The sequence below is a fragment of the Pseudomonas sp. B21-053 genome (assembly GCF_026016365.1).
Classification (GTDB): domain Bacteria; phylum Pseudomonadota; class Gammaproteobacteria; order Pseudomonadales; family Pseudomonadaceae; genus Aquipseudomonas; species Aquipseudomonas nunensis.
This window is the reverse complement of sequence record NZ_CP087205.1, coordinates 1,328,490-1,350,881: the sequence shown is the minus strand read 5'-3', so window position 1 is coordinate 1,350,881 and position 22,392 is coordinate 1,328,490. Positions and strand designations below refer to the sequence as shown.

18 protein-coding genes are annotated in these 22,392 nt (G+C 58.5%); 1 reads left to right on the top strand and 17 read right to left on the bottom strand.

Annotated features, from left to right (window positions below):
* Positions 1–1,113, bottom strand: a complete 1,113-nt coding sequence (locus LOY68_RS06085; RefSeq protein ID WP_054616002.1) for an S-(hydroxymethyl)glutathione dehydrogenase/class III alcohol dehydrogenase — start codon at positions 1,111–1,113, stop codon at positions 1–3.
* Positions 1,114–1,220: 107 nt separating this feature from the next.
* On the opposite strand from LOY68_RS06085, the gene LOY68_RS06080 reads away from it, so the two are divergent.
* Positions 1,221–2,117, top strand: a complete 897-nt coding sequence (locus LOY68_RS06080; protein WP_054047157.1) for a LysR substrate-binding domain-containing protein — start codon at positions 1,221–1,223, stop codon at positions 2,115–2,117.
* A gap of 112 nt (positions 2,118–2,229) precedes the next feature.
* Here LOY68_RS06080 and ispD read toward each other — a convergent pair whose 3' ends face one another.
* From ispD to rseP, 16 genes are all read right to left on the bottom strand, one after another.
* A complete protein-coding gene (gene ispD, locus LOY68_RS06075) occupies positions 2,230–2,937 on the bottom strand; it encodes a 2-C-methyl-D-erythritol 4-phosphate cytidylyltransferase (RefSeq protein ID WP_265043637.1) in 708 nt (235 codons plus the stop codon).
* Positions 2,934–3,212 carry a cell division protein FtsB gene (gene ftsB, locus LOY68_RS06070; protein WP_008028992.1) on the bottom strand — a complete coding sequence of 93 codons (279 nt, stop codon included), beginning with the start codon at positions 3,210–3,212 and terminating at the stop codon, positions 2,934–2,936. Before ftsB ends, ispD begins: the two co-directional genes overlap by 4 nt.
* 172 nt (positions 3,213–3,384) lie before the next feature.
* Positions 3,385–4,674 carry a phosphopyruvate hydratase gene (gene eno, locus LOY68_RS06065; protein WP_054047161.1) on the bottom strand — a complete coding sequence of 430 codons (1,290 nt, stop codon included), beginning with the start codon at positions 4,672–4,674 and terminating at the stop codon, positions 3,385–3,387.
* A 156-nt stretch (positions 4,675–4,830) separates the two neighbouring features.
* Positions 4,831–5,676 carry a 3-deoxy-8-phosphooctulonate synthase gene (gene kdsA, locus LOY68_RS06060; protein WP_054047163.1) on the bottom strand — a complete coding sequence of 282 codons (846 nt, stop codon included), beginning with the start codon at positions 5,674–5,676 and terminating at the stop codon, positions 4,831–4,833.
* A gap of 5 nt (positions 5,677–5,681) precedes the next feature.
* Entirely contained in the window at positions 5,682–7,313 is a 1,632-nt protein-coding gene (locus LOY68_RS06055; protein WP_163908736.1) for a CTP synthase, read from the bottom strand.
* A gap of 274 nt (positions 7,314–7,587) precedes the next feature.
* Positions 7,588–8,916: a tRNA lysidine(34) synthetase TilS gene (gene tilS, locus LOY68_RS06050; RefSeq protein WP_265043631.1), complete on the bottom strand. Its 1,329-nt coding sequence runs from the start codon at positions 8,914–8,916 to the stop codon at positions 7,588–7,590.
* Between the two features lie 131 nt (positions 8,917–9,047).
* Entirely contained in the window at positions 9,048–9,995 is a 948-nt protein-coding gene (locus LOY68_RS06045) for an acetyl-CoA carboxylase carboxyltransferase subunit alpha (RefSeq protein WP_010462799.1), read from the bottom strand.
* Between the two features lie 140 nt (positions 9,996–10,135).
* Positions 10,136–13,657, bottom strand: coding sequence for a DNA polymerase III subunit alpha (gene dnaE, locus LOY68_RS06040; protein ID WP_265043630.1), 3,522 nt, complete (start codon positions 13,655–13,657; stop codon positions 10,136–10,138).
* A gap of 216 nt (positions 13,658–13,873) precedes the next feature.
* Complete coding sequence (gene rnhB, locus LOY68_RS06035) at positions 13,874–14,500, bottom strand: ribonuclease HII (RefSeq protein ID WP_054047172.1); 627 nt, start codon at positions 14,498–14,500, stop codon at positions 13,874–13,876.
* 11 nt (positions 14,501–14,511) lie between these two features.
* The gene (gene lpxB, locus LOY68_RS06030) at positions 14,512–15,642 is read right to left on the bottom strand and encodes a lipid-A-disaccharide synthase (RefSeq protein ID WP_265043628.1); all 1,131 of its coding nucleotides are present in this window, start codon (positions 15,640–15,642) and stop codon (positions 14,512–14,514) included.
* Between the two features lie 2 nt (positions 15,643–15,644).
* Positions 15,645–16,421, bottom strand: coding sequence for an acyl-ACP--UDP-N-acetylglucosamine O-acyltransferase (gene lpxA, locus LOY68_RS06025; protein ID WP_017336709.1), 777 nt, complete (start codon positions 16,419–16,421; stop codon positions 15,645–15,647).
* Positions 16,418–16,858, bottom strand: a complete 441-nt coding sequence (gene fabZ, locus LOY68_RS06020) for a 3-hydroxyacyl-ACP dehydratase FabZ (protein ID WP_017336708.1) — start codon at positions 16,856–16,858, stop codon at positions 16,418–16,420. The genes lpxA and fabZ overlap by 4 nt, the downstream gene beginning before the upstream one ends.
* A 108-nt stretch (positions 16,859–16,966) precedes the next feature.
* Positions 16,967–18,022, bottom strand: a complete 1,056-nt coding sequence (gene lpxD, locus LOY68_RS06015) for a UDP-3-O-(3-hydroxymyristoyl)glucosamine N-acyltransferase (RefSeq protein ID WP_163908732.1) — start codon at positions 18,020–18,022, stop codon at positions 16,967–16,969.
* Positions 18,023–18,025: 3 nt separating this feature from the next.
* Positions 18,026–18,529 carry an OmpH family outer membrane protein gene (locus tag LOY68_RS06010; protein WP_054047181.1) on the bottom strand — a complete coding sequence of 168 codons (504 nt, stop codon included), beginning with the start codon at positions 18,527–18,529 and terminating at the stop codon, positions 18,026–18,028.
* A 45-nt stretch (positions 18,530–18,574) separates the two neighbouring features.
* Complete coding sequence (gene bamA / locus LOY68_RS06005) at positions 18,575–20,950, bottom strand: outer membrane protein assembly factor BamA (protein WP_265043624.1); 2,376 nt, start codon at positions 20,948–20,950, stop codon at positions 18,575–18,577.
* Between the two features lie 74 nt (positions 20,951–21,024).
* On the bottom strand, positions 21,025–22,377 hold the full coding sequence (gene rseP, locus LOY68_RS06000) for a sigma E protease regulator RseP (RefSeq protein WP_265043622.1): 1,353 nt from the start codon (positions 22,375–22,377) through the stop codon (positions 21,025–21,027).
* Between the last annotated feature and the right edge of the window lie 15 nt (positions 22,378–22,392).

Below are 22,392 nucleotides of genomic sequence, written 5' to 3'. Positions count from 1 at the left end.
TCAGAAATGGATGACGCTGCGGATGCTTTTGCCTTCATGCATCAGGTCGAAAGCCTTATTGATGTCTTCCAGGCCCATGGTGTGGGTGATGAAAGTATCCAGCGGGATCTCGCCGGTTTCGGCCATTTCAACGTAGCTTGGCAATTCGGTACGCCCGCGCACGCCGCCAAACGCCGAACCGCGCCAGACGCGACCGGTCACCAGTTGGAACGGACGGGTCGAGATTTCCTGGCCAGCACCGGCCACACCGATGATCACCGACTCGCCCCACCCCTTGTGGCAGCACTCAAGGGCCGCGCGCATCAATTGCACGTTGCCGATGCACTCGAAGGAAAAGTCGACGCCGCCGTCGGTCATGTCGACGATGACTTCCTGGATCGGACGATCGAAATCTTTCGGGTTAACGCACTCGGTTGCACCCAGTTGCTTGGCGATCTCGAACTTGGCCGGGTTGATGTCGATGGCAATGATGCGTGCAGCCTTGGCTTTAGCTGCACCGATTACCGCTGACAAACCGATGCCGCCGAGGCCAAAGATCGCGACGGTGTCACCCGGTTTTACCTTGGCGGTATTCAGTACCGCGCCGATGCCGGTGGTGACACCACAGCCCAGCAGGCAGACTTTTTCCAGTGGCGCTTCTTTTGGAATCTTGGCGACGGAGATTTCCGGCAACACGGTGTACTCGGAGAACGTCGAGGTGCCCATGTAGTGGAAAATCGGCTGGCCCTTGTAGGAAAAACGCGAAGTGCCATCCGGCATCAGGCCTTTGCCTTGGGTGGCACGAATAGCCTGGCAAAGGTTGGTTTTGCCTGACAGGCAGAATTTGCACTGGCGGCATTCCGGGGTGTACAGCGGGATTACGTGATCGCCGACAGCCACCGAGGTCACGCCCTCGCCGATCGCTTCGACCACCGCGCCACCTTCGTGACCGAGGATCGACGGGAAGATGCCTTCCGGGTCGGCGCCGGACAAGGTATACGCGTCAGTGTGGCAAACACCGGAAGCCACCACGCGCAGCAGGACTTCACCGGCCTTCGGCATGGCGACATCGACTTCAACGATTTCGAGGGGTTTCTTGGCCTCGAAGGCAACGGCGGCGCGCGACTTGATCATGCTGACTCTCCAGTGAATAAAAACGAGACACGGAGTGTAATACACTGCCGTACGATGAATAATCGGGACAAATGCAAAATATTATTGCCGTACAGGGATAATCCTAAATGTCGGAAAACCGTTGGGAAGGGATCGACGAGTTTGTCGCTGTCGCCGAGTGCAGCCAATTCACCGCCGCGGCTGAACGCCTTGGGGTTTCGTCCTCCCATGTCAGCCGACAAATCGTACGTCTGGAGGAACGCCTTCAGACGCGCCTGCTGTACCGCAGCACCCGCCGGGTCACGCTGACCGAGGCCGGGCAAACATTCCTGCAACATTGCCAGCGTCTACAGGATGGTCGCGAAGAAGCATTGCGCGCGGTCGGTGACCTCACCAGCGAGCCCAAAGGCATGCTGCGCATGACCTGCGCCGTGGCTTATGGCGAGCGTTTTATCGTGCCGTTGGTAACCCGTTTCATGGGGCTTTACCCGCAATTGCGGATCGACATCGAGCTGAGCAATCGCCAACTCGATCTGGTGCACGAAGGCCTGGACCTGGCGATCCGTCTCGGTCGCCTGCAGGATTCACGGTTGGTGGCGACACGCCTGGCACCGCGGCGCATGTACCTGTGCGCGTCACCGTCCTACGTGGAACGGTACGGTCGGCCACACAGCTTGTCGGAATTGAGTCGGCATAACTGCCTCATCGGCAGTTCGGACCTGTGGCAACTGGAACAGAACGGGCGGGAATTTTCCCAGCGAGTGCAGGGAAACTGGCGGTGTAACAGTGGGCAAGCGGTATTGGATGCGGCGCTGCAAGGGGTGGGTTTGTGTCAGTTGCCGGATTATTACGTGCTGGAGCATCTGAAAAGCGGAGCATTGATTTCGCTGCTTGATGCGCATCAACCGCCGAATACTGCGGTGTGGGCGCTTTATCCACAGCAACGGCATCTGTCGCCGAAGGTGCGCAAGTTGGTGGATTTCTTGAAGGAGGGATTGGCTGAGCGACCGGAGTATCGGGTTTGAGGGTTTGAAGATCAAAAGATCGCAGCCTCGTTGCACTCGACAGCTCCTACAGGTGCCGTACGGTGAGCGCGAACAAGGTAGGAGCTGTCGAGTGCAACGAGGCTGCGATCTTTTAGCGGCGGTTAGCCCAACGCTGACGCAACCACTCCAGGTCTTCCGGGCGGGTGACCTTCAGGTTATCGGACCGACCTTCGATCAAGCGTGGCGCCAAACCTGACCATTCCATCGCCGAAGCTTCATCAGTGATCACTGCATCGGCCACCAGACTGTCAGCTAATGCCCGATGCAACGCCCCGAGGCGAAACATCTGCGGCGTATAGGCTTGCCAGATCACGCTGCGATCCACGGTTTCAACCACACGACCGTGCTTATCAACCCGCTTCAAGGTATCGCGCGCCGGCACCGCCAACAGTCCGCCGACCGGGTCATCCGCCAGTTCACTGAGTAACTTGTCGAGATCGTCCCGGGCCAGATTCGGTCGTGCAGCGTCATGCACCAACACCCAATCCTCATCATCAGCACCCAGCGCATGCAAGTGCAGCAACGCATTGAGCACCGACCCGGAACGCTCGGCGCCACCCTCGACCCGCTGAATGCGAGGGTCGGAGGCACAGGCCAGGTTCGGCCAATAAGGATCATCAATCGCGAGACTGACCACCAACCCCTTCAGGGCAGGATGATCAAGGAAACAGCCGAGGCTGTGTTCGAGAATAGTGCGCCCGCCCAGTTGCAAGTATTGCTTGGGACGGTCCGCGGCCATACGGGCACCGACGCCCGCGGCAGGAATTACGGCCCAGAAGGCCGGTAACGACTGGATCATTGAGCCAACTGGTAAAGGGTTTCACCGTCCTTGACCATGCCCAACTCATGACGAGCCCGCTCTTCAACGGTCTCCATGCCTTTTTTCAACTCACTGACTTCAGCGTCCATCACCCGATTGCGCTCGAGTAAACCTTCGTTCTCGGCGTGTTGATCCGCAATCTGCTGAGTCAGCTCGGCCACTTGCGCCAGACTGCCATTTCCCACCCACAGGCGGTACTGCAGGCCAGCCAGCAGCAGGAGCAAGACGAGGAACAACCAATTGGGACTGCGCATCGAATATCAGGTATCCAGTGAAAAAAGACAGCCATGCCAAAACTATGAAGCTTCTGATAGCACGAAGCCTGGAAGACCCAGGCTTGTGCTCTTAAGGCATCAGATTAGTGGCAAAAACGTCGCTGTCGCGATTTTTTCGACACAATCCGGTGTCTTTTTTACCATGTACTACTTAACCGCGGAACTCGCTGCGACCGTTGTACTTGGCTTTGCCGTTCAACTGCTCTTCGATACGCAGCAGTTGGTTGTACTTGGAAACGCGATCGGAACGGCACAGGGAGCCGGTCTTGATCTGGCCAGCCGCGGTGCCCACAGCCAGGTCGGCAATGGTCGAATCTTCGGTTTCGCCGGAGCGGTGCGAGATGACGGCGGTGTAACCAGCGGCCTTGGCCATCTGGATGGCTTCCAGGGTTTCGGTCAGGGTGCCGATCTGGTTGAACTTGATCAGGATCGAGTTGGCGATCTTTTTATCGATGCCTTCTTTCAGGATCTTGGTGTTGGTCACGAACAGGTCGTCGCCCACCAGCTGGATTTTCTCGCCGATCTTGTCGGTGAGGACTTTCCAGCCAGCCCAGTCGGACTCGTCCAGGCCATCTTCGATGGAGATGATCGGGTAGCGCTCGGTCAGGCCTTTGAGGTAGTCAGCAAAACCTTCAGAGGTGAACACATGGCCTTCACCGGACAGGTTGTATTTGCCGTCTTCGTAGAATTCGCTGGCGGCGCAGTCCAGTGCCAGGGTCACGTCGGTGCCCAGCTTGTAACCGGCGTTGGCCACGGCTTCGGAGATCACTTTCAAAGCGTCTTCGTTGGAGGCCAGGTTGGGTGCGAAACCACCTTCGTCACCGACCGCAGTGCTCAGGCCACGGGCCTTCAGCACAGCTTTGAGGTGATGGAAAATCTCGGTGCCCATGCGCAGACCTTCCGAGAAAGACTTGGCGCCAACTGGCTGAACCATGAATTCCTGGATGTCGACGTTGTTATCGGCGTGCTCGCCACCGTTGATGATGTTCATCATCGGAACCGGCATCGAGTAGACACCCGGAGTGCCGTTCAGGTTGGCGATGTGAGCGTACAGCGGCAGGTCCTGGTCCTGTGCTGCTGCCTTGGCCGCGGCCAGGGAAACGGCGAGGATCGCGTTGGCGCCCAGGGAACCTTTGTTTTCAGTACCGTCGAGCTTGATCATCGCGTGATCGAGGGCTTTCTGGTCGCTTGGGTCTTTACCCAACAGCAGGTCGCGAATCGGACCGTTGATGTTGGCTACGGCTTTGAGTACGCCCTTGCCCAGGTAACGGCTTTTGTCGCCATCACGCAGCTCGAGTGCTTCACGCGAGCCAGTGGAAGCACCGGACGGCGCGCAAGCGCTGCCGATGATGCCGTTATCGAGAAGCACGTCCGCTTCGACGGTGGGATTGCCACGGGAGTCGAGAACTTCACGACCTTTGATGTCGACGATTTTTGCCATTGTTGTAAACACTCCAAAGTTGACGAAAACGACGCAGCTAGAGGAAATCTTTTACCGTCGGCAAGTGATGTGCAGCGGGCAGGCTTGCGGACGATAAGGCTCAGGCCCGAGGGCCTGAACATTAAATCGTGCGGTACTTTACCGGAGAAATGAGGTTTACGCGGTTTCTACCGTCGGAAAACTCTTAACCAGTTCGTCCAAAGCTTTGAGCTGGGCCAGGAATGGCTCCAGTTTGTCCAGGCGCAAGGCGCAAGGCCCGTCGCATTTGGCGTTGTCCGGGTCCGGATGGGCTTCGAGGAACAAACCCGCCAAGGACTGGCTGATGCCGGCCTTGGCCAGGTCGGTGACCTGGGCGCGACGACCGCCAGCGGAATCGGAACGACCGCCAGGCATTTGCAGCGAATGGGTCACGTCGAAGAACACCGGGTATTCGAACTGCTTCATGATGCCGAAGCCGAGCATGTCGACGACCAGGTTGTTGTAGCCGAAGCTCGAACCGCGTTCGCACAGGATCAACTGATCGTTGCCCGCTTCCACGCACTTGCTCAGGATGTGTTTCATCTCGTGCGGTGCGAGGAACTGGGCTTTCTTGATGTTGATCACCGCGCCAGTCTTGGCCATCGCGACCACGAGGTCGGTCTGGCGCGACAGGAAGGCCGGCAGCTGGATGATGTCGCAGACTTCAGCGACGACCGCGGCCTGTTCAGGCTCGTGGACGTCGGTGATGATCGGCACGCCGAAGGCTTGCTTGATGTCCTGGAAGATCCGCATGCCCTCTTCCAGGCCTGGGCCACGGTAAGAGGTCACGGAGGAACGGTTAGCCTTGTCGAAACTGGCCTTGAACACGTAGGGGATACCGAGTTTCTCGGTGACCTTGACGTACTCTTCGCAGACCTGCATCGCCATGTCGCGGCTTTCCAGCACGTTCATGCCACCGAAAAGCACCATTGGCTTGTCGTTGGCAATCTCGATATCGCCTACACGGATGATCTTCTGCGCCATCGGATTTATGCCTTCTTCTGGTGTTGAGTCAACGCTGCCTTGACGAAGCCGGTGAACAACGGGTGGCCGTCGCGCGGTGTCGAGGTGAACTCAGGGTGGAATTGGCAAGCGACGAACCAAGGATGATCCGGTGCTTCAACCACTTCAACCAGCGCACCATCACCGGAGCGACCGGAGATTTTCAGGCCGGCTTCCATGATTTGCGGCAGCAGGTTGTTGTTCACTTCGTAGCGATGACGATGACGCTCGACGATCACGTCTTTGGCGTAGCAATCGTGAACCAGCGAACCCGGCTCCAGCAGGCATTCCTGTGCGCCAAGACGCATGGTGCCGCCCAGATCGGACGCTTCGGTACGAGTTTCGACAGCGCCGGTGGCATCTTCCCACTCGGTGATCAGGCCCACGACCGGGTGACCGCTGGTGCGATCGAACTCGGTGGAGTTGGCGTCTTTCCAGCCCAGCACGTTACGAGCGAACTCGATCACGGCCACTTGCATGCCCAGGCAGATACCCAGGTACGGAATCTTGTTTTCGCGAGCGAATTGAACGGCGGTGATCTTGCCTTCCACGCCACGCAGACCGAAGCCGCCCGGCACGAGGATCGCGTCGACACCTTCCAGCAGCGCGGTGCCCTGGTTTTCGATGTCTTCGGAATCGATGTAGCGCAGGTTGACCTTGGTGCGGTTGCTGATGCCGGCATGACTCATCGCTTCGATCAGCGACTTGTAGGCGTCCAGCAGTTCCATGTACTTGCCGACCATGGCGATGGTGACTTCGTGCTCAGGGTTGAGCTTGGCGTCAACCACGGCTTCCCACTCGGACAGATCGGCGCCGCCACATTGCAGGCCGAAACGCTCAACGACAAAATCATCCAGGCCTTGCGAATGCAGGATGCCCGGGATCTTGTAGATGGTGTCGGCGTCTTCCAGCGCGATCACCGCACGTTCTTCAACGTTGGTGAACTGGGCGATCTTGCGACGCGACGAGATGTCGATCGGGTGATCGGAGCGGCACACCAGCACGTCAGGCTGCAGGCCGATGGAACGCAGTTCCTTGACCGAGTGCTGGGTTGGCTTGGTTTTGGTTTCGCCGGCAGTGGCGATGTACGGCACCAGCGTCAGGTGCATCAGCATCGCGCGCTTGGCGCCGACTTCGAAACGCAATTGACGGATCGCTTCCAGGAACGGTTGCGACTCGATGTCACCCACGGTGCCACCGATCTCGACCATCGCCACGTCGGCATCGCCGGCGCCCTTGATGATCCGGCGCTTGATTTCGTCGGTGATGTGCGGGATCACCTGGATGGTGGCGCCCAGGTAATCACCACGGCGCTCTTTGCGCAGGACGTGTTCGTAGACACGGCCGGTGGTGAAGTTGTTGTTCTGGGTCATGGTCGTGCGGATGAACCGCTCGTAGTGGCCCAGGTCCAGGTCGGTCTCGGCGCCGTCGTGGGTGACGAACACTTCACCGTGCTGGAACGGGCTCATGGTGCCCGGGTCAACGTTGATGTACGGGTCCAGCTTCAGCATGGTGACCTTAAGTCCCCGCGCCTCCAGGATGGCCGCCAATGAAGCCGAGGCAATGCCTTTCCCCAATGAAGAAACAACACCGCCCGTGACGAATATGTAGCGCGTCATGAAAAACCCTAGAAGTCTGCGTTAAAGCGGTCCGAGCCGCCGGGGAAAGCGAAGGAAGGCCGAAGCCCCCGATCACCTGCATTAATCACAGTGCATCTTTCAAAAAAACCGCCGCGTTGGGACAGACCGGGAGATGAAACACCGGTGCGTTGCTCGCTACACATTTTTTGGAATCGCCCAGCAAAGACTGCTTGGTAATCGGCAACTCCTGCAATTCAGGCGAATCCACAGAAGTTGTATCAAGAAGGGAGCGTAGTCTACCGGAAAGCCCCTTTCAGCTCAAACCTTGATCTTCGCTCGGCGGCTGCCAATGTAAATTCCAGCCCTCACGCAAACTGCCATTTAACCCCCGCAACCCCGCCACCGCCAGCAATTGCTCGCCGCGATAGAGCAGCGGCAATCTGCCACGGGCAAATGACGGTACACCACGTTCATTAAGCAAACGCTTCAGGTCGCGGTGGCCGCGCTCAGGCAAATTCATGATTTCACCACCTTCACGATAGCGGATATGCAGCGGGCCATCGGGGACCTGCCCGGTCATTGAGAGCAGGCCGTTATCGAGCAACGCCAGCGGCAACGTGGGATCAACCCAGCGTCCGACCACCGGCGGCGTGCGCAACCATGCACCGGACAACCACCAGATACGCCCGCTCGCGCGATGCAATTCACCGTCCGCCAGTCGCCAGACCGGACAGGCATCGCCGGTGGCATCGCGAAGATCTTGCCAACCCGACCAATGGTCGCTGTCCGGCAACCGCGTCCGGGTCGCCAACCAGTGACTCAAGGCATTGCGCTGACGAGCGGCAGACAGCTTTTCCAATGCCGCCAGCTCCAAGGACGATAAGCCCAGCCAATCGAAATCACTGCAGTGACCCGCCTCTCCCAGATCGATCTGCGCCAACTCATCGAGCAGTCCTTGAGCTTCGCGCAAATGACCGGCGCTGCGGGCCATGGTCGCCTGCGCTTGCGGCCAACGCTCGGTCAACACCGGGAACACCTGATGCCGCAGGTAATTGCGCGAAAATTGCCGATCCTCATTCGAGGGATCTTCGATCCAGCCCAATTGGTGCTCGGCGGCATACATCTCAAGCTCTGCCCGAGTGACGTCCAGCAGCGGTCGAAGCAAATGCCCCTGCCCTAACGCCCGCTCACTCGGCATTCCCGACAACCCCCGCGCCCCGGCCCCGCGCAACAGTCGAAACAGCAGGGTTTCGGCCTGGTCGTCACGGTGCTGGGCGGTCAGCAGTACTTCATTGGCGTGAGTGGACTTGATGAAGGCGCCATAACGCGCGTCCCGGGCGGCACGCTCAAGGCTGGCGCCTGACTGAACCTGGACGCGGACAACCTCGAGCGGCACACCCAGCGCATCACAGACTGACTGACAATGCGCTGGCCACGCATCGGCCGCAGCCTGGAGGCCGTGATGAACATGGATAGCGCTGAGTGCCGGCAGGGATTGGGTTTTAGCGAGGTGTGCGAGAAGGTGCAGCAGGACGGTGGAGTCGAGACCGCCGGAGAAGGCGATGCGCCAGGTGGCGGCGGTGCGCCAAGGCTTGAGGTTCAGCAGAAGCCTCGCAGACAGATCAATCATGGACTGGCTCATATCGATCACTTCACACAAAACAAATGTGGGAGCGGGCTTGCTCGCGAAGGCTGCCTAACATTCAACACACCCGTTGAATGTTATACCGCTTTCGCAAGCAAGCCCGCTCCCACATTGAAGCCGAGGTCAGATCAGAGACCGTAGCTCATCAGACGCTCGTAACGACGGGCCAGCAGCGCTTCGTTGTCGAACTTCTTCAGCATCGCCAGTTGCGAGCTCAGCTCGGCACGGATCGATGCCGCAGCAGCAGCCGGATCGCGGTGAGCGCCGCCCAACGGCTCGCCGATTACTTTGTCGACGATGCCCAGGCCTTTCAGGCGCTCAGCGGTGATGCCCATGGCTTCAGCGGCATCCGGAGCTTTCTCGGCGGTTTTCCACAGGATCGATGCGCAACCTTCCGGCGAAATCACCGCGTAGGTCGAGTACTGCAGCATGTTCAACTGATCGCAAACACCGATTGCCAATGCACCACCGGAACCACCTTCACCGATTACGGTGGCGATGATTGGGGTCTTGAGGCGTGCCATGACGCGCAGGTTCCAGGCAATCGCTTCGCTCTGGTTGCGCTCTTCGGCGTCGATACCTGGATAAGCACCCGGGGTGTCGATGAAGGTCAGAATCGGCATTTTGAAGCGTTCGGCCATTTCCATCAGACGGCAAGCCTTACGGTAGCCTTCCGGACGCGGCATGCCGAAGTTGCGGCGAACCTTCTCGCGCACTTCACGGCCTTTCTGGTGACCGATGATCATCACCGGCTGGTCGTCCAGGCGGGCGATGCCACCAACGATGGCTGCGTCGTCGGAGAAGTGACGGTCGCCGTGCAGTTCGTCGAACTCGGTGAAGATGTGTTCGATGTAGTCCAGGGTGTATGGACGTTTCGGGTGACGCGCCAGACGCGCGATCTGCCAGCTGGTCAGCTTGCCGAAGATGTCTTCGGTCAAGGTGCTGCTTTTGTCCTGCAGGCGGGAGATCTCATCGCCGATATTCAGCGAATTGTCATTACCGACCAAGCGCAACTCTTCGATCTTGGCTTGCAGGTCGGCGATCGGCTGTTCGAAATCTAGAAAATTCGGGTTCATAGGCGTCCGTCTTGGGTCGACATCCAAGAGAGCTTGGGCCGGCCGGTTGTCTATTCGCGCCCTACCTTAAGGGAGAGGCGCGTTCAGGTCGAGATTAAAAATTCAGGTCGAGATCAGGGCCATTCAAAGACACCTGACCGTCAACGGTATTGGAGGAAGACGTTGTCTCGCCCGAACTGGTCACGCAGGGCTTGAATCAAGGCATCCGCCGGGTCGATCCGCCAGGTCTCGCCGAACTGCAGCAAGGCCTTCGCATCAGGACTGGTGTACTCCATGGTGATCGGGCACGCGCCACGGTGACGCTTGAACAGCTCACCGAGCCAGCGTAGCTGATCGCCTTTCAAATCCTTGGTATGCAGCTTCAAGCGCAGGCTTTCGGCCAGGTTGGTGCGCGCATCTTCCATGCTCATTACCCGCTTGACCCGCAGGCGCAAGCCACCGGAGAAGTCATCGTTGCTGACTTCGCCTTCGACCACCACCATCGCGTCAGTCTGCAACAGCGACTGCGCGGAGTGGAACGCCTCGGCGAACAGCGACGCTTCGATCCGGCCAGAACGGTCGTCGAGGGTGATGAAACCCATCTTGTCGCCCTTTTTGTTCTTCATCACCCGCAACGCGATGATCATGCCCGCGACCGTCTGCGTATCCCGCGCCGGCTTCAGGTCGATGATGCGCTGGCGAGCGAAACGGCGGATCTCTCCCTCGTATTCGTCAATCGGGTGACCGGTCAGGTACAGGCCCAAGGTGTCTTTCTCGCCTTTCAGGCGTTCCTTGAGCGTCAGTTCCTTGGCCTTGCGGTTATTGGCGTAGACATCGGCGTCTTCTTCGACGAACAGGCCGCCAAACAGGTCAACGTGACCGCTGTCTTTGGTACGCAGGGTCTGTTCGGCGGCTTTGATCGCCCCTTCCATGGCGTTCAGCAGGACCGCGCGGTTGCGGTCGATGTTGGCCTGATAGGCTTTCTGCTCGTCATGGAAGTACGGACCGAGACGGTCCAGCGCGCCGCTGCGGATCAAACCGTCCAGGGTGCGCTTGTTGATGCGTTTGAGGTCGACACGGGCGCAGAAGTCGAACAGGTCCTTGAACGGACCGGCCTGACGCGCCTCGGTGATGGCTTCGACCGGACCTTCGCCCACACCCTTGATCGCGCCGAGGCCATAGATAATCCGGCCTTCGTCGTTCACCGTGAACTTGAACTCCGAAGTATTCACATCCGGCGCGTCGAGACGCAGCTTCATGGTGCGAATTTCTTCGATCAAGGTCACGACCTTGTCGGTGTTGTGCATATCCGCCGACAGTACCGCGGCCATGAACGGCGCCGGGTAGTGGGTTTTCAGCCATGCCGTCTGGTAAGACACCAGACCGTAAGCGGCGGAGTGAGACTTGTTGAAGCCGTAACCGGCGAATTTCTCTACCAGGTCGAAAATGTTACCGGCAAGGTCGGCGTCGATATTGTTGGTGGCGCAACCCTCAATGAAACCGCCGCGCTGCTTGGCCATTTCTTCGGGTTTTTTCTTACCCATGGCCCGACGCAGCATGTCCGCACCGCCGAGGGTGTAACCGGCCATGACCTGGGCAATCTGCATCACCTGTTCCTGATACAGGATGATGCCGTAAGTCGGCGCCAATACTGGCTTGAGGCCTTCGTACTGGTAGTCCGAGTGCGGGTACGCCAGTTCGGCGCGACCGTGCTTACGGTTGATAAAGTCGTCCACCATGCCCGATTGCAGCGGGCCCGGACGGAACAGGGCCACGAGTGCGATCAAGTCTTCCAGGCAGTCGGGCTTGAGCTTTTTGATCAGCTCCTTCATACCCCGGGACTCGAGCTGGAACACCGCGGTGGTTTCAGCTTTTTGCAACAGCGTGTAAGTCGGTTTGTCGTCCAGCGGGATGAACGCGATGTCCAGCGGCGGCTGATCGACCTTGGCGCGATCACGGTTGATGGTTTTCAGCGCCCAGTCGATGACCGTCAGGGTCCGCAGACCGAGGAAGTCGAACTTCACCAGACCGGCAGCCTCGACGTCGTCCTTGTCGAACTGGGTTACCAGGCCATCACCGGCCTCATCGCAATAAATCGGCGAGAAGTCAGTCAGTTTGGTTGGCGCGATAACCACACCACCGGCGTGCTTGCCGACGTTACGCACAACGCCTTCGAGCTTGCGCGCCATCTCCCAGATTTCCGCGGCTTCTTCATCGACCTTGATGAAGTCGCGCAGGATTTCTTCCTGCTCGTAGGCTTTTTCCAGGGTCATGCCGACTTCGAAGGGGATCATCTTCGACAGACGATCCGCCAAACCGTAGGACTTGCCCTGCACCCGCGCCACGTCGCGGACCACTGCCTTGGCGGCCATGGAACCGAAGGTGATGATCTGGCTTACCGCGTTGCGACCGTACTTTTCGGCCACGTATTCAATAACCCGGTCACGACCATCCATGCAGAAGTCGACGTCGAAGTCGGGCATCGATACCCGTTCCGGGTTAAGGAAACGTTCGAACAGCAGGTCATATTCCAGCGGATCGAGGTCGGTGATCTTCTGCACATAGGCCACCAGCGACCCGGCACCCGACCCCCGGCCCGGACCTACCGGCACGCCGTTGCTCTTGGCCCACTGGATAAAGTCCATAACGATCAGGAAGTAACCGGGGAAACCCATCTGGATAATGATATCCAGCTCGAAATTCAGCCGGTCGACGTAGACCTGGCGCTTGGCTTCGTAGTCTTCGGTGGTGTCCTTGGGCAGCAGGACGCTGAGGCGATCTTCCAGGCCGTCGAAGGACACCTTGCGGAAATACTCGTCGATGGTCATGCCATCGGGGATCGGGAAGTTGGGCAGGAAGTGCTTGCCCAGCTTCACTTCAATATTGCAGCGCTTGGCAATCTCGACGGTGTTTTCCAGCGCCTCGGGAATGTCGCTGAACAGCTCAGCCATTTCCTCGGCGCTTTTGAGGTATTGCTGATCACTGTAATTCTTTGAGCGCCGCGGATCGTCGAGGGCGCGGCCTTCACCGATGCAGACGCGGGTTTCGTGGGCTTCGAAGTCTTCCTGCTTGATGAAGCGCACGTCGTTGGTCGCAACCAACGGCGCGCCGATCTTCTCGGCCAGGGCCACGGCGCCGTGCAATTGTTCTTCGTCATTGGGACGGTTGGTGCGCTGGATTTCCAGATAGAAGCGATCCGGGAACACCGCCATCCATTCACGGGCCAGGGTTTCCGCTTCTGCCGGGTTGCCGCCGAGCATGGCCAGGCCGATCTCGCCCTCTTTTGCCGCCGACAGCATGATCAAGCCTTCGCTGGCTTCGGCCACCCACTCGCGCTCGATGATGATCGAGCCATTGCGCTGGCCGTCGATGAAGCCGCGCGAGATCAGTTCGGTGAGATTGCGATAACCCACGGCGTTCATCGCCAGCAGGCTGATCCGGCTCAACGGGTTGTCCGGATCCTTGTTCGACAGCCACAGGTCGGCGCCGCAGATCGGCTTGATGCCTGCGCCCATGGAGGCTTTATAGAATTTGACCAGGGAACACATGTTGTTCTGGTCAGTGACCGCCACGGCAGGCATGTTCATGCCGACCAGGGTCTTGACCAGCGGTTTGATCCGCACCAGACCGTCGACCAAGGAATATTCAGTGTGCAGGCGTAGGTGAACGAATGAAGCCGGCATAGTGATCCTGCGTTAAGTCATGAAAACAACAAGGCCCGGAAATCCGGCGTTTAAAGCTACTGCGCTTGGTAATCCAGCGTTAAACGGCAACTCGAAATGCTCATTGACTAACGTCAACTCCGCTTTCTCGCTGCCGTTCGCCTTGTCTTACCTGCGCTCGTGACGCTTTAAATCGCCGGATTGTACCGGGCCTTGATAAAAACATCAGCCTTGCGACTAACTCTCGATCAGGTTTTCCCGAGCCTCGTAGGCCAGGCGAACCGGGGCGAACGAACGCCGGTGAATCGGCGTTGGCCCCAAGCGTGCCAGGGCTTCCAGATGAACGGGCGTCGGGTAGCCTTTGTGGCCGCCGATGCCGTAACCCGGGTAAATCAATTCGAAAGCAGCCATTTCACGGTCGCGACTGACCTTGGCCAGAATCGACGCGGCAGCGATGGCTGGCACCTTGCCGTCGCCCTGCACCACCGCTTCGGCGCGCATGGACAGTTTCGGGCAGCGGTTGCCGTCGATCATCGCCAGTTTCGGCTGAATGTGCAGGCCTTCGATCGCGCGCTGCATGGCCAGCATGGTGGCATGCAGAATGTTCAGCTCGTCGATTTCTTCGACTTCAGCGCGAGCGATATGCCAACTCAGGGCCTTCTCGCAGATTTCGTCGTAGAGCTTTTCGCGTCGTGCTTCGGTGAGCTTTTTCGAGTCGTTCAGGCCGAGGATCGGCCGATTCGGATCGAGAATCACCGCAGCCGTGACCACGGCACCGCACAACGGGCCGCGACCGACTTCATCGACGCCGGCAACCAAGTCTTCCACTTCAGCGACCAAGGTGAAATCCAGCCCCATTTGCATGCTTGTTTTACTCATTGTACTTGGCCGATCAGTTTCAGCACGGCGTCTGCCGCCTGGTTGGAGGCGTCCAGACGCAAGGTGCGGTGGATTTCATCGAAGCCGCGGGTCTGTTCTTCACCGCCCTCGATCAGCGGCGACAAGGTCTGGGCCAGGGCTTCGACCGTGGCATCGTCCTGCAACAATTCGGGCACCAGCAGCCGTTGGGCCAGCAGATTCGGCAGCGAGACGTAGGGACTTTTCACCATGCGCTTGAGAATCCAGAACGTCAGCGGCGCCAGACGATAAGCGACGACCATCGGCCGCTTGTACAACAACGCTTCAAGCGTAGCGGTTCCGGAGGCGATCAACACCGCGTCGCAGGCCGCCAGGGCCAGATGGGATTTGCCGTCGAGCAAGGTCAGCGGCAAATCGCGGCCAGCCAGCAACTCTTCGAGCTGGGCCCGGCGTTCGGGGCTGGCGCAGGGCATGACGAACCGCACGCCGGGGCGCAGGGCACGCAGGCGCTGGGCGGTATCGAGGAACAACGCACCGAGGCGCCCTACTTCGCCGCCACGGCTGCCCGGCATCAGCGCGACCAGCGGACCATCAGGCAAGCCCAACTCGGCCCGCGCCGCAGCGCGATCAGCCTCCAGCGGAATAGCATCCGCCAGGGAGTGCCCGACGAACCTTACCGGCACGCCTTTCTCTTCGTAGAACTTGGCTTCGAACGGGAACAGCGTCAGCATCAGGTCGCAGCCTTCGCGAATCTTCAGCACACGCTTCTGCCGCCAGGCCCAGACCGATGGGCTGACGTAATGCACGGTCTTGATGCCGGCCTGACGCAGCTTGAGTTCGATATTGAGGTTGAAGTCCGGGGCATCGATACCGATGAACGCGTCCGGATTTTCGGCGATCAGGTCGGCGATCAGTTTCTTGCGCCGGGCCATTAGCTCTCGCAGCCGGCCCAGCACTTCCACCAGGCCCATGACCGAAAGCCGTTCCATTGGGAAGTAGGAGGTCAGGCCTTCGGCCTGCATCAGCGGGCCGCCAACGCCAATGAACTCCACCGCCGGATGCTGTGCCTTGAGTGCACGCATCAGACCCGCGCCCAGAATGTCACCGGAAGCCTCACCCGCTACCAGCGCAATACGCAGATTAGCCATGATTAACGGGTGATGCCGCGAGTCGAAGACTGGATGGAGTCACGGAACACCGCGACTTCCGGGAACTGTGCCGAGGGCTCGGCCAGTTCGGCGAGCGCTTGCTCGACCGTCAGCCCCTGGCGATAAACCACCTTGTAGGCGCGGCGCAGGGCGTGAATGGCATCTTCGCTGAAACCACGACGGCGCATGCCTTCGAAGTTCATGCTCCGGGCTTCGGCAGGGTTACCGAATACCGTGACGTACGCGGGGACGTCCTTGCCAATGGCGGTGCCCATACCGGAAAAGCTGTGGGCGCCGATGTGGCAATACTGGTGAACCAGGGTGAAACCGGACAGGATCGCCCAATCTTCAACGTGCACATGTCCGGCCAACGCGGTGTTGTTGACCAGGATGCAGTGGTTGCCAATAACGCTGTCGTGACCGATGTGGGCATAGGCCATGATCAGGTTGTGATCACCCAAGGTAGTTTCCGAACGGTCTTGCACGGTGCCACGGTGAATCGTCACACCTTCACGGATGATGTTGTGATCACCAATGACCAGGCGGGTTTCTTCGCCTTTGTATTTCAGATCGGGAGTGTCCTCACCTACCGAGGAAAACTGGTAGATGCGGTTGTGCTTACCGATTCGGGTCGGGCCCTTGAGAATCACATGCGGCCCAATCACTGTCCCCTCGCCGATTTCCACACCTGCGCCGACGATCGACCAAGGGCCGACCTCGACACCCTCAGCCAGTACGGCCGTCGGATCGATGATTGCGCGAGGGTCAATCAAACTCATAGTTTGCGTTCCGCGCAGATGATTTCAGCGGAGCAGACTGGCTTGCCGTCGACCGAAGCCTGGCATTCGAACTTCCAGATCTGGCGCTTGCAGCTGATGAAGCGGGCTTCGAGGATCAACTGATCGCCTGGGGTGACAGGCTGGCGAAAACGCAGCTTGTCGGAGCCGACGAAGTAATAAAGCGTGCCGTCGGCAGGCTTCACGTCGAGCATTTTGAAACCAAGGATACCGGCAGCCTGAGCCATCGCTTCGATGATCAGTACGCCCGGCATGATTGGATGCGCAGGGAAGTGACCATTGAAGAACGGTTCGTTGATGCTGACATTCTTGTAGGCGCGAATGCGCTTGCCTTCCACATCCAGTTCCACGACCCGGTCCACCAGCAGGAACGGGTAACGGTGTGGCAGGTATTCGCGAATCTCGTTGATGTCCATCATTTCGGGGGGAAGCCTATGTAAAGATTGGGAGAGCGCGACTGACGCGCACCCCTCTAGCAAATCAAGGAGGCAGTCTAGCGGCTGTGCACACTTGATATGGAAATGGTATCAGCCATCTGATGAAGCATTACCGTCAGGGGTCACTTCCCCTACACGCTTTTCCAGTTGTCGCAGACGCCGCGCGATGTCATCGAGCTGACGGATGCGTGCCGCGCTTTTGCGCCACTCGGCAGCCGGTTGCATGGCTGTACCGGAAGAATAGGAGCCCGGCTCGGTAATCGAGTGGGTGACCATGGTCATTCCGGTCAGGAAAACGTTGTCGCAAATCTCGATATGCCCCACCAGCCCGACACCGCCAGCCAGCATGCAATGCTTGCCGATCTTGGTGCTGCCGGAGATCCCCACGCACGCTGCCATGGCGGTGTGGTCACCGATCTGGACGTTATGGGCGATCTGAATCTGATTGTCGAGCTTCACACCATTGCCAAGAACGGTATCGGCCAGCGCACCACGGTCGATGGCGGTATTCACGCCAATCTCCACATCGTCACCGACCAGCACACCGCCAATCTGGGCGATTTTCTGCCAGACACCTTTCTCGTTGGCGAAACCGAAACCTTCACCACCGAGTACGGCACCCGATTGAATCACTACTCGTTTGCCTATGCGTACGTCGTGGTACAGCGTGACCCGCGGAGCCAGCCAACCGCCCTCGCCAATCTCGCTACGCGCACCGATGAAGCAATGCGCCCCTACGGTCACGCCCGCTGCAATACGCGCACCGCTCTCGATCACCACAAAAGCACCAATGCTCGCCGCCGGATCCACCACCGCGTCCGTTGCCACTACCGCCGTCGGATGAATACCGGCAGCAGCCTTTGGCTTGGGATCGAAAAGATGGGAAACACGGGCGTAAGCCAGGTACGGATCCGGCACGACCAGCGCATTACCGGCGAAACCTTCAGCGTCGGCAGCCTTGAGTAGCAAGGCTGCGGCTTTGCTGTCCGGCAGGTATTTACGGTATTGAGGGTTTGCCAGAAAGCTCAACTGAGCTGGGCCAGCCTCTTGCAAAGTGGCTAGCCCAGTAATTTCTTTCTCCGGGTCGCCACGTAGCGTGGCGCCGAGGAACTCGGCCAATTGGCCGAGCTTTATAGTCGCTGTCATGGATTACTTCAGCTGATTCATGCGCTCGATAACCTGGCGGGTGATGTCGTATTGAGGCTTGACATCAATCACTGCGCCACGCTCGAAGACCAGGTCAAAAGCACCTTTCTTGATGACTTCTTCCACAGCGCTGTCCAGTTTCGGCTTGAGCTGCTTCAGCATTTCACGGTCGGCAACGGCTTTGGCTTCGTTCAGCTCCTTGGACTGGAACTGGAAGTCGCGGGCCTTTTGCTTGAATTCAAGCTCCAGACGCTCGCGCTCGCCTTGCTGCATCTTGTCGCCACCGGCTACCAGACGATCCTGGATACCTTTGGCACTGCTTTCGAGGGTTTTCAGCTTGGTCAGTTGCGGACCGAACTTCTTCTCGGCATCCACGGCGTACTTCTTGGCCGCGTCGGATTCCAGCAGAGCCATCTGATAGTTCAGAACGGCGATTTTCATGTCGGCAAAAGCCGGGCCTGCTACCAGTACGGTCGCCAGGAGAACCAATTGAGTCAACTTACGCACGATGCACTCCTACAAAATCCATTGTCGTTATCTTGGGTCAGACGCTTAGAACGTCTGGCCGAGGGAGAATTGGAACACTTGAGTTTCAGCGTCATCCGGTTTCTTGATCGGCATGGCCAACGCGAAGCTCAGAGGGCCCAGTGCGGTAACCCAGGTCACGCCTACACCGACGGAACTGGCCATGTTGCTCAGGCTGATGTCGTTACACTTGGTGTTGGACGACGAACCGTTTGCGTTGGTGGTGTCTTTGCACTGCGAGTCAAAAACGTTACCTACGTCCCAGAATACCGAGGTCCGCAGGGACCGCTGGTCTTTGACGAATGGCAGAGGGAACAGAAGCTCTACGCCGCCCTGGATGAGAACGTTACCGCCGAATGGCAGTGGATCCTGATCCGGGTCTTCCGCCGTGCCTGGGTTGGTACCCTTACTCGGGGTACTACGAGGACCCAACGTGCTGTCCTTGAAGCCGCGAACCGAGTTGAAACCACCAGCATAGTAGTTTTCATAGAACGGCAAGCCATCGGTCGAACCATAACCATCGCCATAACCCAATTCGGTGTGCAGGCGCATGGTGTAGTTTTCGCTCAGCGGCTGGAACAACTGGCCACGGTAGTCGAGCTTGAAGAACGACAGGTCGCTGCCCGGAGTAGTGGTTTCCAGCGTCAGGCTTTGGGAATGACCGCGGGTAGCGAGCACGCCTTTGTTCAAGGTGGACTCGGACCAACCGGCCGACGCCTTGAAGTTCAGGTAGCTGTCGCCTTCCTTGTTAACGAAGTCGAAAATCTCGTCAACGGTGTACAAGCCAGTCTTGATCTTGTCTTGTTGCGCTGTCAGGCCGAAGGTCAGGCGCGACGTCTCGCTGATCGGGTAGCCGACGCTGACGCCAGCACCCAGGCTGTCTACCGCATAGCTTGCTACGTCGACGTCGAGGTCTTTGTAGTCAGTGGTGCGATAGAAAGCGTTGTAACCCAGGCTCACACCGTCAGCAGTCCAGTACGGGTCGACATAACCGAAGTTATAACGGCTCTGGTATTCGCTTCGGGTCAGACCGACGCTGACCCTGTTACCGGTACCCAGGAAGTTGTTCTGGGTGATCGAACCACCGAGGATCAGACCGGCACTCTGGGCGAAACCGACACTGGCGGTAATCGAACCGGAGGCTTGTTCTTCAACGCTGTAGTTCACGTCAACCTGGTCATCCACGCCCGGTACAGCGGGGGTCTCGACGTTGACTTCCTTGAAGAAGCCCAGACGATCAAGACGGGTCTTGGATTGGTCGATCAGGTAAGTCGAAGCCCAGCCACCTTCCATCTGACGCATTTCACGACGCAGCACTTCGTCTTCAGACTTGGTGTTGCCACGGAAGTTGATACGGTTCACGTAGGCACGCTTGCCCGGATCGACCGCGAAAGTGATGTCTACGGTGTGATCTTCATCGTGCGGCTGAGGCACGCCATTGACGTTGGCGAAGGTGTAACCCTCGTTACCGAGACGACGGGTGATCAGTTCGGAAGTGGTGGTCATCAGCTTGCGCGAGAACACCTGGCCTTTCTGAACCAGCAGCAGGGACTTGACCTGGTCTTCAGGCACTTTCAGGTCGCCGCTGAGCTTCACGTCACGAACCGTGTACTTCTCGCCTTCGTTGACGTTGACCGTGATGTAGACGTGTTTCTTGTCCGGAGTGATGGACACCTGGGTCGAAGCGATATCCATGTTGATATAGCCGCGGTCCAGGTAGTAGGAGCGCAGACGCTCCAGGTCACCGGAGAGTTTCTCACGAGCATACTTGTCATCGTTCTTGAAGAACGACAGCCAGTTGGTGGTCTTGAGTTCGAACAGGTCGGTCAGGTCCTCATCAGGGAAGACAGTGTTACCCACCACGTTGATGTGCTGGATAGCAGCAACGGTGCCTTCGTTGATGTTGACCTTCAACGCAACGCGGTTACGCGGCTGCGCCACCACTTCAGTGTCGACAGTCGCGGAGTAGCGACCCTGAGCGACGTATTGGCGCTGCAGTTCGTTACGCACACCTTCGAGGGTGGCGCGCTGGAAGATCTCGCCTTCGGAAAGACCGGATTGCTTGAGGCCCTTCATCAGGTCTTCAGTGGAGATGGCCTTGTTACCTTCGATCTCGATACTGGCGACCGACGGACGCTCGACTACCGTGATAACGAGGACATTGCCTTCGCGACCCAGCTGGATATCTTGAAAGAACCCGGTTTTGAACAACGCACGAGTGGATTCCACCAGGCGACGATCATCCGCCTGTTCACCGACGTTCAACGGCAAGGCACCAAAGACACTACCCGCGGAGACCCGCTGGAGGCCATTGACGCGAATATCAGAGATAGTGAAGGACTCGGCGTGAACTTCGGCGATCATCAATACGGTGAGAACCGCAGTTAGCAGCAGACGTTTCATGAAGTCCTTTCTTATTCCAACTGGCAATAAACAAACTGCCGCAAAATGCGGCAGATTCGCAATTCAGCGAAGCGTTACAGTCGACCCAGATCATTGACCAGAGCAAGCAACATCACCCCGACCACCAAACTGATACCGATCTGTATCCCCCAACCCTGCACCCGATCTGACAAGGGACGACCACGCGCCCACTCGATCAGATAAAACAACAAATGCCCCCCATCCAGTACAGGAATGGGCAACAAATTCAGAACTCCCAAGCTAATACTCAGATAAGCAAGGAAATTCAGGAAATCAGCGACACCCGACTGGGCAGAAGCGCCCGCCACTTTAGCAATGGTTATCGGTCCACTCAAGTTTTTTACCGAGAGCTCGCCGAACAACATTTTCTTGAGCGAATCGAGGGTCAGTACACTCATGGTCCAGGTGCGTCGGGCACCCTCCCCAATCGCGGCTATCGGACCGTAGCTGACCTCGCGAATCATCTCTGGTGGCCAATCGACTGCTTTCACCCCGGCACCCAGATAACCCGTAGGCGCTTTGCTGCCACCACGAGCCGCCAGCGTCACAGGGACGTCGATTTGAGCACCATCGCGCTCGACGCGCAGCATGATTTTGGTATCCGGATGCATACGCACGGTATCGACGACTTGCTGCCAGTCATCCAGCGCCTTGCCATCAAGGGCCAACAACCGGTCACCGGTCTTCAGGCCCGCGGCTTGTGCCGGCCCTTTCGAATCAAGTTCCGCGAGGATCGGCGGCAATGCCGGACGCCACGGACGAATACCCAGCGAGCGGATAGGATCTGGTTCATCGGCACCTTTAAGCCAGTGATCCAGCGCCAGCTCTCGAGGCGAATCTGCTGTAGAGCCCTGCTCGCGCACCAATAACTGCAAGGTACCGCTCTCACCCAGGCGACGGACCAGTTGCAGGTTTACCGCCGACCAGCCGGAAGTCGGCTCGCCGTCAATGGCGACGATTTCCTGATTGGCGCTCAACCCGGCCTTGGCCGCGATGCTGCCCGACTCCACGGCACCGATGACTGGACGTATCTGTTCGCTGCCGAGCATGGCCAGCACCCAGAAAAACACCATCGCCAACAGGAAGTTGGCGATTGGGCCGGCAGCGACGATGGCGATCCGCTGGCGCACGGATTTACGATTGAACGATTGCTCGATCTGGTCGGCCGGTACTTCGCCTTCGCGCTCATCGAGCATCTTCACGTAGCCGCCCAACGGAATGGCGGCCAGCACGAACTCGGTGCCTTGCTTGTCGTGCCAGCGCAGCAACGGCATGCCAAAGCCTACGGAGAAACGCAGCACTTTGACCCCACAGCGACGCGCGACCCAAAAGTGGCCGAATTCGTGGAAGGTGACCAGCACGCCCAGGGCTACCAGGGTGCCGACAATCATATAGAGCGCGCTCATCTACTTTCTCCGCAA